Raw genomic sequence first — 15019 nt, forward strand, 5'->3', positions numbered from 1 at the left:
GCGTCCGCCCCCTCCACCGCTTCGCGGCCCCCCTCCCCCGTTCGCTGCGCTCCGGGGGAGGATCATTTGGCCAACCCCTTCAACCGGTACAGCGCCTCCAGCGCCTCACGCGGCGACAACGTGTCGGGATCGAGGGCGGCGACGGCGTCGTCCACGGCCGACCGCAAGGGCGGCGGGGGCGGTTCCATGACGGCGAACAAGGGCAGGTCGTCCAGACGCGCCGCCGCGGCCTTCTCCGACTCCAGCCGGTCCAGCACGGCGCGGGCGCGGGCGACAACGGCGGGGGGCACGCCCGCCAGCTTGGCCACCTGGACGCCGTAGGATCGGTCGGCCGCGCCCGGCGCCGCCTCGTGCAGGAAGACGAGCTCGCCGTTCCACTCGCGCGCCTTCATCGACAGGTTGCAGACGTGGTCCAGCCGCTCCTCCAGCCGCGCCAGCTCGTGGTAGTGGGTGGCGAACAGGGTGCGTGACCGGTTGACGTCATGCAGCGCCTCGGCGCAGGCCCAGGCGATGGCCAGGCCGTCGTAGGTGGCGGTGCCGCGCCCGATCTCGTCCAGGACGACGAAGCTGCGATCCGTGGCCTGGGTCAGGATGGCGGCGGTCTCGACCATCTCCATCATGAAGGTGGAGCGGCCGCGCGCCAGGTCGTCGCCGGCACCCACGCGGCTGAACAGCCGGTCGACGACGCCCAGCCGCATGGACCGTGCGGGAACGAACGCACCGGCCTGGGCGAGCACGACCAGCAGGGCGTTCTGGCGCAGGAAGGTCGACTTGCCCGCCATGTTGGGGCCAGTGACTATGGACAGGCGAGCGCAGCCGACTCCGTCGCCGTCCAGACGGCAGTCGTTGGGGGTGAAGGGGTCGCCCGCCTTCTTGACCGCAGCCTCGACCACGGGATGGCGACCGGCCTCGACGGTGAAGCAACGGCTGTCGTCGACGACGGGGCGGACCGCGCCGACTTCCTCGGCCCATTCGGCGAGCGCGGCGGTGGCGTCCAGTTCGGCCATGGCCTCGGCCAGGGCCTGGAGCGGGTGGGCAAGCGCCTGGACCTGGGCACGCCAGGCCTCGAAGGTCTCGGTCTCCATGGCGAGCGCGCGGTGGCCGGCCTGGCTGATCTTCGCGTCCAGTTCGGAGAGTTCGACCGTGGTGAAGCGCACCTGGGCCGCGAGCGTCTGGCGGTGGATGAAGGGGCTCTCGGGACCGGCGCGGAACAGGGGTTCCGCGTGCTTGGCGGTCGTTTCGAGGAAGTAGCCGAGGACGGCGTTGTGCTTGATCTTGAAAGGGACCCCGCTCTCGGCGACGGCGCGGGCCTCCAGATCGGCGACGATGCGGCGGCTGTCGTCGCGCAGCGCCCGGGCGGCGTCCAGCTCGGGCCGGAAGCCGGGGTTCACGAAGCCGCCGTCGCGGGCGAGGTGGGGCGGTTCCAGCGACAGACCCTCGGCGAGGTCGAGCATCAGCCGCGACAGATCGGGCGACAGGGTCAGGCGGTCGAGGCACGCCGTGATCCGCTGGGGCGGGCCGGTCAGGGGGTCGGGGGAAGCGGTGAACAAGCCAGCGATGGCCTCCCCGATGGTGAGCCCGGCACGGATGGCGGCGAGATCGCGCGGCCCGCCTCGCCCCAGCGCCAGCCGCGACACGGCGCGGGCCACGTCGGCCGACGCCCGCAGGCCGTCCCTGAGATCACGGCGCAGGCCCCGCCGCTCCAGCAGCCATTCGACGGCGTCGAGGCCGGCGTTGATAGCAGCAGGGTCACGTAGCGGCCGGGCGATGCGTTCCGCCAGCGCCCGCGCCCCGCCCGAGGTGACGGTGCGATCGATGCAGGCGAGGAGGCTGCCCTCGCGCTCGCCGCGCTGGGTGCGGTCGATCTCCAGGCTCAGGCGGGTCGCCGGGTCGATGGCGAGATAGCCGGTCTCGCCCGAACGGCGGGGCGGCGACAGGGCCGGGACCTTTCCGGCCTGCGTCGTCTCCAGATAGGCGGCGATGAGACCGAGTGCCGAGACCTCCGCCTCCTCGAAGGCGCCAAAGCCGTCCAGCGACTGGACGCCGTACAGCCGCGTCACCCGAGCCGAGGCGGCGGCGGGTTCGGCCACGGCCGAGGCCAGGGCCTGGACCACACCGCCGGAGCCGTCCAGCGCCTCGCGCACCTCGGGGTCCGAGAACAGCTTGTCGGTGACCAGCACCTCGGACGGGCGGAAGGCCGACAGGGTGGCCGCAAGGTCGACCAGATCGCAGGCCACGCAATCGACCGCCCCGGCCGACAGCTCGACCACGGCGACGGCGGCGCGGCCCCGGCGGATGGCGACGGCAGCCAACCGGTTGGCCCCGCGCGCGTCCAGCAGCGAATCCTCGGTCAGGGTGCCCGGCGTGACGACACGGACGATGTCGCGGCGCACGACGGCCTTGGAGCCGCGCTTCTTCGCCTCGGCAGGGTCTTCCATCTGTTCGCAGATGGCGACCTTGAAGCCCTGGCGGATCAGCCGGGCGATGTAGCCCTCGGCGGCATGGACCGGCATGCCGGCCATGGGAATGTCTTCGCCCAGATGCTTGCCGCGCTTGGTGAGCGTCAGGCCGATGGCTGAGGCCACCACCTCGGCGTCCTTGAAGAACAGCTCGTAGAAGTCGCCCATGCGGAACAGCAGGATGGCATCCGGCTGGGACGCCTTGGCCGCCAGGAACTGGGCCATGACGGGCGTCACGCCGTCGGCCGTGGCTGTCTTGGGAGGATGCTGGAGGGGCGCGTTCATGGGGTCGCGACAGGGTGACGGAATGCGGGGGCCCGCTCAAGGCCGCAGTCCCGCCTTGCCGCGCCGCTTCGCACCTGCGACATTGCGTCCAGGCGGTTAAGGGAACGCGGTCCAACACCGCGGCTGTGCCCGCAACTGTAGGCGGCGAGGCCGTCGTCCGATCCGGGGCTTTGGCCCTGGCGTCACTGGGACCGTTTCGACGGGTCCGGGAAGGCGGGGACGGCGGCTGATGACCCGCAAGCCAGGAGACCTGGCCGCCGACGTCGCTCGCCCGCTGTCCGGGACCAGACAGAGGCGTGGGACCATCCCCTTCCGCAAAGCCGGGAGGACGTTCCGTCGAAGCGACCCGATCTCGGAGCCGTCCGGATGCCTCGCGTCCGGGCGGATTGGTCGCTGTTACCACGCCCGGCGCGCGCCGAAGCCGGGCCGATGGAGCTGATATCCATGAAACGTCTGCTGTTCGCCACGAGCGCGCTCGCCGCGCTCGCCGACCCGGCGTGGGCCGAGGAGGTCGAGGTCCTGACCGCCGATCCCCTGCCCGAAGTCATCGTCACCGCCACCCGTCTGCCGGCCATCGCCGCGCGCACGCCCGGTGCCCGCGTCCTCGACGGCCGGACCATCGAACGCCGGGGCGCCATCTTTGCCGCCGACATCCTTGCGGATGTGCCCGGCTTGTCTGTGGTGCGGTCCGGTGCCTTCGGAGGGGTGGCCCAGGTTCGCATCCGGGGGGCCAATCCCGGCAAGACCCTCGTCCTGATCGACGGTGTCCCGGTCAACGACCCGGCCGAGATCAACGGGGCCTATGACTTCTCCGGCCTGGAGCTCGGCGACGTGGAGCGCATCGAGGTGCTGTCGGGGCCGCAGTCGTCGCTGTGGGGGTCCGACGCCATCGGCGGGGTGATTTCCTTCACCACGCGCGAGGTCGACGGCATCCGCGCCGAGGCCGAGGTCGGCTCCTTCAACACCCTGCGCGGAAGGCTGGCGGCCGGCGTCGCCAACGACGCCTACGCCTTCGGGGCCTGGATCTCGCGCTTCTCGACCGACGGCATCAGCGCAGCGGACGAGGCCGACGGCAACCCGGAGGCCGATGGGTTCGACAGTACGACGCTGGGCGTGAAGGGCCGCTACGCCCTGACCCCTGAGGCGCGGATCGACGGATCGTTGCGGTGGTCGCGTAGCGAGGCCGACATCGACGGCTTCCCGGCCCCAAGCTTTGCCCTCGCCGACACGCCGGACACGACCGAGAGCGAGCAGTGGTCGGGGTTCGCTCGGCTGACGCTCCAGTCGATGGGCCTGACGCACCAACTCAGCCTGTCGGCCGCGGACATCGAGCGGGACACGGTATCAGCCTTTCCCTCGACCTTCGAGGCGGATCGGCGGACGTGGCGCTGGCAGGCGGACGGAACGGCCGGCGAGCAGCTGACCTACGCCTTCGGGGCCGAGCGGGAGGACACCGAGGGCAGCCTGTCGAGCGGCCTGGTCGAAGATCTGGGCACCACTTCGATCTTCGGCACGGCGTCGCTTCAGGCGAACGAGCGGCTGACCATCACCGGCGCGCTGCGCTGGGACGATACCGACGACTTCGGTTCGGAGACCACGGGCCGCGTCTCGGCGGCGCTGGATCTGGACGGCGGCTTCATCCTGTCGGGCGCCTACGGGACCGGCTTCAAGGCGCCGTCGATCAGCCAGGCGGTGTGCGACTTCTGCTTCTCGTCCCAGCCGTTTCCGACCCTGCGGCCCGAAAGCGCGGACAGCGTCGAGGTCGCCCTGGGCTGGACCTCGGCCGACGGGCGCTTAGACGGACGGATCACCGCCTATCGGCTGAATGTCGAAGACCAGATCACCTACGTCTTCGATCCCGTCACCTTCGACAGCGTCTATGTGAACATCGCCGAAGCCCGGACGGATGGGATCGAGGCGGAAGCCACAGCGCGGCTTGGTGGCGGCTTCGACTTGAGCCTCGCCTACGCCTGGACTGATGCGCGCGACGAGACCACCAACGCCCGGCTGCTGCGGGTGCCCGAGCATGCTGGCTCGGCGACGCTCGCATGGACCGGCGAGCGGCTGTCCGGGGGCCTGACGGTGCGGGCCGAGGGCGATCAGGACGATGCGGGCGGGGTGCGGGACGGCTTCGTCACGGCCAATCTCAACGGGGCGTATCAGCTGACCGAGGCCGTCGCCTTGACTGCCCGGATCGAAAATCTGGCCGACGAGCGGTATCAGCAGGTGCTGGGCTACGGCGAACCGGGCCGATCCGGCTACGTCGGGATCAGGCTGCGTTACTGATCAGGTCATGGGAGCCGGTCGTCAGCGCGGCCGGCTCCTCCAACGCCAGGCTGGACCAATCGAGGTCGGGGCTCGGCGCGTGGGCGGCGGCCAGCACCGCGCGCATCTCGGCGGCCGAGGCGACTGAGGCGATCACCGCTGCGACCGGCGGCAGATTGAGGCAGAAGGCCAGGGCCGCCTGCATGGGGTCGACCCGTGCCTCGGCCAGACGCCGGCGTGTCCGCGACAGGGCGACGCCATAGGCGCTGAGATGGATCGGCAACGTCTCGCGGTTGGCGAACAGCAGGCCGCGCGCGAAGACCGACGAGACATGAACGTCGACGCCGAGCCCGGCGAGATCCGACAGCACGCCGTCGGCCACAGGCCTCTGATCCAGGATGTTGCAGGGTATCTGGACCACGTCCGGCTGGAACCGGCGTGCCAACAGCACCGGACCATCCTCCATCGTGGCCAGGAAGCCGACGCGGCGATACAGGCCGCGGTCCTTCAGCGCCTGCAGGCGCTCCCACAGGGCGCGACCTTCCGCGCCCGCAAGGTCGCCTGCGCCAGAGACCAGCAACACATCCCCGCGTGGCAGACCCATGCGCTCCAGCGAGCGGCGGGCGCGCGCCTCGACGCGGTCAAGACCTTCCGACACGGCGACGGCGCGAACGCTGACGGAGAACGGCGACGGAAACGGCCACGCCTGACCCAGCAGCCGCTCCTGATCCCCTTGAGGCCGAGTGGCGACACGGGTCACCCCGGCGTCGGCGGCGGTCTGGAGCAGGGACCGCATGGCGTCCTCCCGCGCGCCGACGGGCGCGGGCGTCGCGCGCTCGGGCTCGGTCACGACGGCGAGCGCCAGCTTGGCGACGGGCAGGGATGCGGCGGCAGGTATCACCCCGCGACCTTGACCGGCAAAGTTTAAGGGAGACCTAGGGAGTTCCTGCCGAAACCTTACCGAAGGAACGTCGCTCTCTGCCCGAATGAACGGCTATTGCAGACTCACATCCGCGACGCCGCCCACGGCTGGACGTGTCCTGGCGATGTTGGCCTTGACGATCTCGAAGCCGAACTTCAGCAGGCCACCATCGGACACCCAGACTCTTCCGTCGTCGCCGTCAAAGCGCAGGATGGTCAGATGCGGGTCGTCCTTGCCTCCAAGGTACCACGCAGCCAGCACGGGGTTCCAATAGCGATCGATGATCTGGCGGTCCGGGCCGTGGACTGAAAGATCGCCATGGATGCAGGCCCAGACCTTCTGGTCCTTGGAGCCGTAGTGGAACATGGCGCTCTGCCCGCCGCCCCCAACGCCGCCCACGGCGACATCGCGCGCCAGATCGGTGTCGGCGCGCGTGAAAAACCAGATGGTGCCGGTTTCGGCCTCGCGAAACGCCGTCATCGGCTGAGCGTGGTAGCCGGGCTGATCCAGGCCCAGCAGGCCGGTGTTGGATGTCTCCAGCGCCTCCCAGAAAGCCTTCTCGGCGTCAGCGGCGGTCAGTTGATCCTGGCTCATGGCAGGGCTCCTTGGGGTTGGGGTCATCCAGGACAACCACCAGAGGCCAGCCTCGTTCCGTATCGCCGATTCAGGTCGCTCGTTCGATCCCGAACAGGGCTGCCAGATGGATCAGCAGCAGAAAGCCGAACGCCGCGCACAGCAGCATCACGAACCGCCAAGGCACCAGCCGGGGCCGGGCCAGGTTCACCGGCTGGGCTCCGCGCCAGCCCGCGTATCCGCCCAGTGCGGCGGTCGCGATCATCAGGCACAGGGTCAACGTCAGGCTCATGCCTGCCATGTGCGGATAGGGGCGGCCCGGCGCAAGGAAACCCTTTCGCAGAGATTAATCTTCACGCCTCGTTAACCACGTCCCGGTGACACAGAAGCGAGCGGAGGGCCGCTGTCCACAGGAAGATGGGCAGCCGTCTAGATGTTGGGGTTAACGCGCCGTTTACACCCCGAATCTGGACGACTAGCGTTTCTCCATGGGTCGGGAGCCGAATCAGTGAGCGCAGCGGCGGCACCTTGGAGCGTCAAGGGAATCGACCCCAAGGCGCGCGAGGTCGCCAAGGATCTGGCGCGCCGCTCGGGCATGACGCTCGGCGAATGGCTCAACACCATGATCATGGAGGACGGCGAGGAGGACGATGGCGTCCAACCCCTGCCGCGCCGCCCCCACGCCTCGGAATCCATCGAGCGCCGCAGCCGCTCGCGTCGCGTGGACGACGCCTATGACCTGCCTCAGCGCAGCTATCGCGAGCCCGCCGACGAGACGCTGCATCGCGTCGCCGCCTCGGTGGAGGCCATCGCCGCCCGGCTGGAAGCCGCCGAGCGCCGCTCGACCATCGCCATCCAGGGCGTCGACCAGGCCGTGTCCGGCCTCGTCCGCCGCCTGGAGGCCCAGGACCAGCAGGCGGGCGTCCACCAGCGCCGCATCGACGATATCTCCGAGGAGCTGAAGGAGGGCCACCGTCGCCTGCGCGCCTTCGAGCGCGAGGTTGGGCCCAAGTCCGCCGAGACCCTGTCCAAGGTCGAGCAGGCGCTGGGCACGCTCGCGGGCCGCCTCTATGACATGGAGGAGCGCCAGCGCACGGGCTTCGCCGAGACGCGCCAGCGGCTGGACGGCTTCGAGAAGACCGACACCGCCGTCGCCGCCCTGACCAGCCGCCTCTACGACATCGAGGAGCGCCAGCGCGCCGGAGCTCAGACGCTGGCGGCGCGCATCGAGGCCGTCGAGAAGGCTGCGAGCGCAGGGGCCGGGACCGAGCTGCTGGCCGAGGTCGGCCGTCGTCTGGACGCCGCCCAGAACCAGACGACCCAGGCGCTCAGGAGCCTGGAGCACGCCTTCGCGGGCCTCGATCAGCGCCTGCGCGCGGCCGAGACCCGTGCCGAACCGGAAGGCGCGAAGGAAGCCGCCCGCTTCGAGAAGCTGGCCGAGACCCTGTCGCGTCAAGTCGAGACCAACCGCGCCGAGATGATGCGCAAGCTCGAAACGGCCGAGCACGAAGGCCGCATGAGCCGCATCGAGGCGGCGGTTCAATCGCTGGGCGAACAGGCCCGCGCCGCAGAGCAACGCTCCGCCCAGGGCATCGAGGCCATGGGCCGCGAGGTCCTGCGTATCGCCCAGAATCTCGACACCCGCGTCGACCGCATCGAGACCGCCGGCGACGCCCGTCTGGAGAAGTTCGAGGCGGCGCTGACCAAGTCGGTGTCGGAAAAGATCGAGCGCGACATGGGCCGCTATGGCCAGGCGATCGAGCACCGCCTGACCCGCGCCGAGGACCAGAACGCAATCGCCCTTGAGAAGCTGGGGACCGAGATCACCCGCATCTCCGACCGCCTGGCCGACCGCATCGCCCAGTCCGAGCGCAAGTCCGCCCAGGCCCTGGACGACATCGGACGTCGTCTCGGCGAAAGCTCCGAGCGGATCGAGCAGCGCTACGACCGGGCGTCGGGCGAACTGGCCGAGCGCATGCGCCTGTCGGAAGAGCGCACCGCCGCCCTGCTGGCCGAGGCGCGCGAGACGCTGGAGCAGCGCCTGGCCCAGCCCGCGCCGCCCAGGGCCGAGCCCGTGCCGGAGCCGGCCAGCCGCGCCGCCGACTTCGCCCAGCCCGACTGGCGCGCCGCGGCATTCCCGGCCGATCCGGACTTCGGCGGCGCGGCTGCCCCGGCCGGCGGCTGGTCGATCGATCCTCTGTCGGCGGACCTGGAGCCCTTCCCGGCCGCGCCGATCATCTCCCCAGCCCAGCTCGACGAGACCTCGCCCGCGTCCGACAGCTTCGACGCCCTTCCGCGCCACATCGAGCCCGCCACCGAACCCTCACCGTTCGGCACCGCGCATGCCGCCGCCCCCTTCGCCGGTTTCGGCGGCGCTGACGTTTCTGACGCGCTCGACGCCATCGCCGAGATCGAAGCCGAGTCCGGGCCGATCGTTGCCGAGCGCGCTGCGCCGTCCGCCCGGATCATCGACGATGGTGACGAGTTCGCCGCCGAAACGGAGTTCGTCGATGCGCGCCGCATGCGGGCATCCATGGCGGCCGGTGCCGCGGCCGGTCGCGCCAACACGACCCGCGATACGATTCAGGCCGCACGGGCCGCGATGAACAGCCCGGAGGCGGCGGCCCCGGCGGCCGCCCCGCGCGTCTCCTTTGGCCTCGGCCTGAAGAAGGGCGGAAAGTCCAAGCTGCAGGAACGGCTGGACAAGCAGGCGGGCCGCGACGGAACGGTCAAGAAGGCCTTCCTGGCCTCCGTCACCGGCATGGCCGTGGTGGGCGGTCTCTACGCCACCGGCCGCCTGACGGGCTATGACATAGCCGACCTTGGCCAGGCCCTGAGCGGGGCCACGGCGGGGGCGACAGAATCCGCGCCACTGGCGGCTCTGGCCCTGACGCCGACCGGGGACACGCCCATCGATGCCGCTCCGGCGGACCTGACCGAGGCACAGACCCTCTATGCCCAGGCCATTGAGCAGCTGGACCGGGACGACCCGGCGGGTGTCGAAACCCTGACCCGCGCGGCCAACCTGGGCGACCCTCAGGCCCAGCTGAAGCTTGCGGGCCTCTATCAGACCGGCGAGGCGGGACTGGAGATCGACGAGGCCGAGAGCCGCACCTGGGCCCGGCGCGCGGCCGAGAGCGGCGACGCGCGCGGCCAGCACGCCTATGGCATGTATCTGTATGACGGTGTCGGCGGAGCCCAGAACCGCACTGAAGCGCTGGACTGGCTCAAGCGCGCCGCCGACCAGGGGCTGGTCGACAGCCAGTACAATGTCGCCCGAATCTATGAGAACGGCGATCAGGGAATCGCGCCCAACCTGACCCAGGCCTACCGCTGGTACCTGATCGCAGCGCGCGCCGGCGATCCCCAGGCCCAGGCCGCCGTGGACCGTCTCAGCCCGACCATTCCGGCGGCCGCCCGCCAGACCGCCCGCGCCCAGGCCGAGGCGTTCGCCCTGGAACCGCTCGCCTAGGACTTGATCGGGGTGGCCGCGCGGCTCCCCGCTCGTTAAGACACCCGCGCTCGCCTTCCGGCGTCTCGCGTATCTGTTCCAGCCGAAGGCCCGCCCCTTTGGAGATCTATCTGCCGATCGCCGAGGTTTCGGTGAACTGGCCGCTCCTGATCCTGTTGGGGGCGGTGGTCGGCTTCGTCTCGGGTCTGTTCGGCATTGGTGGCGGCTTCCTGATGGCCCCGGTGCTGGTCTTCATGGGCATTCCCCCGACGGTCGCGGTCGCCAGCCAGGCCAGCCACGTCGTCGCCTCCTCCACCTCCGGCGTGATCCGCTATTCCAGTCAGGGCGGCGTCGACTTCCGCATGGGGGGGATCATGGCGCTGGGCGGCGCGCTCGGAGCCATCGGCGGGGTGGAGCTGTTCCGTTATCTGCGCCTGCTCGGCCAGGCGGACCTGGTGGTGTCGCTGTCCTACCTGCTGTTCCTGGGGGCCATCGGCCTCTTGATGCTCTATGAGAGCCTGACCACGATCCTGCGTCGGGTCCGCGGCGAGATCGCGCCGCACAAGGAGCGTCGCCGCCCGCTATGGCTCTATGGCCTGCCATGGAAGGTGCGGTTCCCGAAATCGGGCCTCTACATCTCCGCCATTCCGCCGTTGGGGCTGGGCATCTTCGCGGGCATCCTGTCGGCCATCATGGGGGTGGGCGGCGGCTTCATCCTGGTGCCGGCCATGCTCTACGCCCTGCGCATGAAGGCCAGCGTGGTGGTCGGCACCAGCCTGTTCCAGATCATCATCACCACCGCCATCACCACGATCCTTCAGGCCGGGCGCAACCAGACCGTCGACGTCGTGCTGTCGACTCTCCTGCTGCTGGGCGGGGTCGTCGGTGCCCAGCTCGGCGCGCGCTATGCTGGACGATTCAAGGCCGATGTGTTGCGCGCGGCGCTCGGCCTGATCGTGCTGCTGGTCGGCATCCAGATGGGGCTGGAGCTTTTCGTTCGCCCTTCGGACATCTTCCTGATCGCGCCGGGGGTCGCAGACGGATGATGCAGGCCCTGCCCCCACCGCCGCCCGCCGTCGAGGCCCCCGCGCCCGAACGCTCGGTCGAGACGCTGGATCAACTCCGCGTCGCCGCCGCCCTGACCGACGCCCGGGTGGAGGTCGATTCCCGCTTCCGCGGCGCCTCCATCGTTCTTTATGGCGCGGTGTTCAATCCGACCGACGACCCGACCGATGTGGTCGTGGTGGTACGCGGGCCCGACGCGCCGGTCCGTCTGGTCAAGAAGACCCGCAACCTGGGCGTCTGGCTGAACAGCCGCCCGGTTCTGTTCGAGGGCGCGCCCGGCTTCTACATGACGGCCTCGACGCGGCCTCTGTCGGAAATCGCCGGCTTCGGACAGCTGCGACGGCTGGGCGTCGGCGTCGATCACTTGCGGATCAACGCGCCGGAGGAAAGCCGCACCGTCACCCGCTATGGCGTGCGCGATGTGGTCGTCTCCCGGCTGGGCGAGGACTATCTCGACTGGCGCCGCGCCGTCATCCGCCTGCGCGAGGCCGCCGCCCTCTACAACACCGACCCCGACGGCGTAACCTTCGTGGATCGGGGCCTGTTCCGCGCCGAAGTCGAGCTGCCGTCCGTGGCCCCGACCGGCGAGTATCACGCCGAGGTCTGGCTGTTCCGAGACGGCGAACCGGCAGGAGTGTCGAACCTGACCCTGCGTGTCGAGAAGGTCGGCATCGAGCGCGACATCTACGAGTTCGCTCACCGTCGGCCCTGGACCTATGGCGTGCTGTGCGTGCTCCTAGCTGGCGGGATAGGCTATCTGTCCAGCCGCGTATTCGGGAGACGATGATGACTAGCGGCCGTACCATGGCCTGGGCGCTCGCCCTTGCCGGGCTCATTCCCTTCGTTGGATGCGCGGCCTTGGCGGCGTGGGGCGGCCCGCATCGGGAGCTCTGGCTGTTTGCCCTGCTCGGCTACGCAGCCGTGATCCTGTCGTTTCTCGGCGGAACACGGTGGGGCGCGGCGTTGGCGAGCGGCTCGCCCGATCCGGTGACCCTCGCGCTCAGCAATGCGCCCGCCCTCGTCGCTTGGGCGGCGCTCCTGCCGCTCCCCTTATCTGATCCAATACGGCTTGGCGTGGTGTCGGCTGGGCTTGCGTCCATGTGGCTGTGGGACCGGCGGCGTCCGCCCGCGTGGTATCCGGCGTTGCGCACCGTCGCAACGATCGGCGCGCTTTTTTCGCTGGGCCTTGCCGTCGTGGTCTCGGTCTAGACCAGACTGTCCCAGGCCAGAGCGTGGACCCGATCACGACCCAGCGCGGCCACCATCGGTCGAGAATCGAACAGACCCGCCAGGGCCGGATCGAGAACATTCAGTCCGCCCGTGAAGGCCCCGAAGGCCGGCAGGATCAGGCGGCGTCCATCGGTCACGAAACACGCGCGACGCACCATGCGGGCATGGGCCACTACGCGGGCGCAGGGGTGCAGATGCCCTGCCACTTCCCCCGGTCGAGGGTCGGACTCCGGTTCGTGGGTCAGATGGAGCGCCCCGAGCGTCAGCTCCGGCACGACCCGCCCCGGTAGGCCGACCAGTCGCTCGAAGTCCCCGGATGAGAAGGTCGGGGCCGCCGTCCGCCCAGCGCCCAGGGCCTCGCGGTCGTGGTTGCCCTCCAGCCAGACCCAGTCCCGCCCCTCCTCGGCCAGCCGGTCTAGCCGCGCCCGGTCATCGCCCGCCATCCGTGCGATCGAGCCGCTGTCGTGAAAGCTGTCACCCAGCAGCACGACGCGCTCGGGTTTCAACGCCGCAATCTCTGCCTCCAGCCGGTCCAGTGTCACCCGGCTGTCGTAGGGCGGCAGCATCTGCCCTCGTGCGGCATAAGCCGACCCCTTCTCGAGATGCAGGTCACCCGCCACGAGCGTCCCGTAAGCGGGCAGCCACAGAGCGCCGGAACACCGCAGCACGCATAGCTCCCCCATCACCCGTACCGACAGAGAGCCGCACGGTCGGCGCGCCGGGGTCAGGACTTCGCGAAGAGCCGCGTTCACGCCGCCCCCTGCAGTTCGGGTGGAGCGTCTTCCATGACCTCGTCGATCAGGTCCTGGGCCGAGGCCTCCAGGATCATGTCGGCAGCGTCGCCGCCGACCCGCTCGCGCCCGATCATGACCAGAACTGGCACGCTGAAGGGCGAGGCGCGTTCCAGCGGGGCGTGGCGCACACGACCGGCGATCCGGGTCAGCAACTGACCCAGCCGCGCCACGTCCAGCAATCCGGACGCGGCGTCCGCGCGCGCGGTTCGGAGCAGCAGGTGATCGGGCTGGTGGCGGCGGAGCACGTCGTAGATCAGGTCGGTGGAGAAGGTCACCTGGCGGCCCGTCTTCTCGGCCCCGGGCTGTCGGCGCTCGATCAAGCCGGAAACGAGGGCGCAATTGCGGAAGGTGCGCTTCATCATGAACGACTCCTCCAGCCACGCCTCCAGGTCGTCGCCCAGCATGTCGGGCTGGAACAGGGCGTCCCAGTCCAGGCCGTCCATCGGCCGGATCGCCCAGATGGCGAGCGAATAGTCGGTGACGACGAAGCCGAGCGGGCCGACGCCCAGCCGGTCGAGCCGCCGCGTCAGCAGCATGCACAGGGTCGAATGCGCGATCCGACCCTCGAACGGATAGGCGATCAGGAAGTGGCGGCTGCCGCGCGGAAAGGTCTCGACCAGCAGGCTGTCGGCGTCGGGGATGAGGCTGCGCTGCTCCTGCAGCTCCAGCCACTCCTGCACGTCAGGCGGCAGGACGCGCCAGTGGTCGCGGTCCTGGATCATGGCCCGCACCCGCACCGCCAGCGACGTCCCCAGCGGAAACTGCGCCCCGCCCCACGACGGGATCTTGGGGTCCTTGCCGGTGGCGTGGGTGACCAGGGCGTCCATGCCGCTGATGCCCTGAAACGCCCAGACCTGGCCGGCGAAGACGAAGGTGTCCCCGGGGCTCAGCTGTTCGAAATACCACTCCTCGGCCTCGCCGACCTTGCGACCGCCGATCAGCTGTTTGGACGCGCCGCCGCGCCGGGACGCGACGCGGACATTGAGTGTCCCCGCCGCCACGATGGCCCCGACGTTCATCCGGTGGCGCTGGGCGATCAGCTGGTTCCGGACCGTCCATTTGCCGTCGGCGTTTCGCACGATCCGCGCGAACCGGTCGTAGGTCCGCAGCGCATATCCCCCGGTCGCGACGAAATCGACGACCTCCTCGAACGCCTCCCAGGTCAGGCCGCGATAGGGCGCGCAGCGGGTGACCTCCGTATACAGATCATCCATGTCGAACGGCTCAGAACAGGCCACGCCCATGACGTGCTGGGCGAGCGTATCGAGCGTGCCAATGTGATGCGGCTCCCAGTCGAAGGCGTTGTCGGCCACGGCCTCGCGGGCGGCCTGGCATTCCAGCAGCTCGAACCGGCTGGCGGGGACCATCAGGGCGCGGGAGGGTTCGTCCAGCCGGTGGTTGGCGCGGCCGATGCGCTGGACGAGGCGCGACGAACCCTTCGGTGCCGCCATCTGGATGACCAGATCGACGTCGCCCCAGTCGATGCCCAGATCCAGCGTCGAGGTGCAGACCACGGCGCGAAGATCGCCTCGCGCCATCGCCGCCTCGACCTTGCGCCTCTGCTCGGCGGCCAGCGATCCGTGGTGCAGGCCGATCGGCAGATTGTCGTCGTTGATGGCCCACAGCTGCTGGAACACGAACTCGGACTGCCAGCGGGTGTTGACGAAGATCAGGGCGAGGTTCGAGCGCTGGATGGCGGCGTAGACCTCGGGGATGGCGTGTTGGCCGGTGTGTCCCGCCCAGGGGACGCGGCCTTCGCTGACCAGGACGTCGATCTCGGGGGCCGCGCCGGGGTCGCCGCGCACGATGACGACTCCTTCTCCCCTTGCGGGAGAAGGTGGCTCGCGAAGCGAGACGGATGAGGGGTGAAACTCGGGGTCGGGAGCGAGGGCTGGCGGACGCGCGGGATCCGTATCCTCGTACCCCTCATCCGGCCCTGACGGGCCACCTTCTCCCGCAAGGGGAGAAGGGACAT

At 70.0% G+C, this 15019-nt stretch carries 11 protein-coding genes and 1 riboswitch; of the genes, 5 read left to right on the forward strand and 6 right to left on the reverse strand.

The genetic code is table 11. The features are described 5' to 3' along the window. Positions 1 to 62: 62 nt before the first annotated feature. The gene (gene mutS, locus IP78_RS09160) at positions 63 to 2744 is read right to left on the reverse strand and encodes a DNA mismatch repair protein MutS (protein ID WP_054111382.1); all 2682 of its coding nucleotides are present in this window, start codon (positions 2742 to 2744) and stop codon (positions 63 to 65) included. Positions 2745 to 2842: 98 nt separating this feature from the next. Further along, positions 2843 to 2996, forward strand: a riboswitch (cobalamin riboswitch). Positions 2997 to 3188: 192 nt separating this feature from the next. Between mutS and IP78_RS09165 the strand changes: the two genes are divergently transcribed. Beyond that, a complete protein-coding gene (locus IP78_RS09165; protein WP_054111389.1) occupies positions 3189 to 5030 on the forward strand; it encodes a TonB-dependent siderophore receptor in 1842 nt (613 codons plus the stop codon). Here IP78_RS09165 and IP78_RS09170 read toward each other — a convergent pair. The 3 genes from IP78_RS09170 to IP78_RS09180 form a co-directional block, all read right to left on the reverse strand. After that, on the reverse strand, positions 5014 to 5910 hold the full coding sequence (locus tag IP78_RS09170; RefSeq protein WP_231680972.1) for an aldo/keto reductase: 897 nt from the start codon (positions 5908 to 5910) through the stop codon (positions 5014 to 5016). The genes IP78_RS09165 and IP78_RS09170 overlap by 17 nt on opposite strands. Positions 5911 to 6003: 93 nt before the next feature. Beyond that, positions 6004 to 6525, reverse strand: a complete 522-nt coding sequence (locus IP78_RS09175; protein ID WP_054111383.1) for a pyridoxamine 5'-phosphate oxidase family protein — start codon at positions 6523 to 6525, stop codon at positions 6004 to 6006. Positions 6526 to 6595: 70 nt separating this feature from the next. Next, positions 6596 to 6796 carry a hypothetical protein gene (locus tag IP78_RS09180; protein ID WP_054111391.1) on the reverse strand — a complete coding sequence of 67 codons (201 nt, stop codon included), beginning with the start codon at positions 6794 to 6796 and terminating at the stop codon, positions 6596 to 6598. A 216-nt stretch (positions 6797 to 7012) separates the two neighbouring features. Here IP78_RS09180 and IP78_RS09185 point away from each other — a divergent pair, with 216 nt between their 5' ends. From IP78_RS09185 to IP78_RS09200, 4 genes are all read left to right on the forward strand, one after another. Further along, a complete protein-coding gene (locus tag IP78_RS09185; protein ID WP_054111384.1) occupies positions 7013 to 9976 on the forward strand; it encodes an SEL1-like repeat protein in 2964 nt (987 codons plus the stop codon). A gap of 98 nt (positions 9977 to 10074) precedes the next feature. Next, a complete protein-coding gene (locus IP78_RS09190; RefSeq protein WP_054111385.1) occupies positions 10075 to 11001 on the forward strand; it encodes a sulfite exporter TauE/SafE family protein in 927 nt (308 codons plus the stop codon). Next, a complete protein-coding gene (locus IP78_RS09195; RefSeq protein ID WP_156320347.1) occupies positions 11001 to 11807 on the forward strand; it encodes a TIGR02186 family protein in 807 nt (268 codons plus the stop codon). Before IP78_RS09190 ends, IP78_RS09195 begins: the two co-directional genes overlap by 1 nt. Beyond that, positions 11807 to 12229, forward strand: a complete 423-nt coding sequence (locus IP78_RS09200; RefSeq protein ID WP_054111387.1) for a DUF3429 domain-containing protein — start codon at positions 11807 to 11809, stop codon at positions 12227 to 12229. Before IP78_RS09195 ends, IP78_RS09200 begins: the two co-directional genes overlap by 1 nt. On the opposite strand, the gene pdeM is transcribed toward IP78_RS09200, so the two are convergent. Further along, entirely contained in the window at positions 12226 to 13002 is a 777-nt protein-coding gene (gene pdeM, locus IP78_RS09205; RefSeq protein WP_156320348.1) for a ligase-associated DNA damage response endonuclease PdeM, read from the reverse strand. The genes IP78_RS09200 and pdeM overlap by 4 nt on opposite strands. Beyond that, on the reverse strand, positions 12999 to 15019 hold a 2021-nt coding region (locus IP78_RS09210), incomplete at its 5' end, for a helicase-related protein (protein ID WP_054111392.1). The genes IP78_RS09210 and pdeM, both read right to left, overlap by 4 nt.

Source organism: Brevundimonas sp. AAP58 (genome assembly GCF_001295975.1).
In the GTDB taxonomy this organism is placed as follows: Bacteria; Pseudomonadota; Alphaproteobacteria; order Caulobacterales; family Caulobacteraceae; genus Brevundimonas.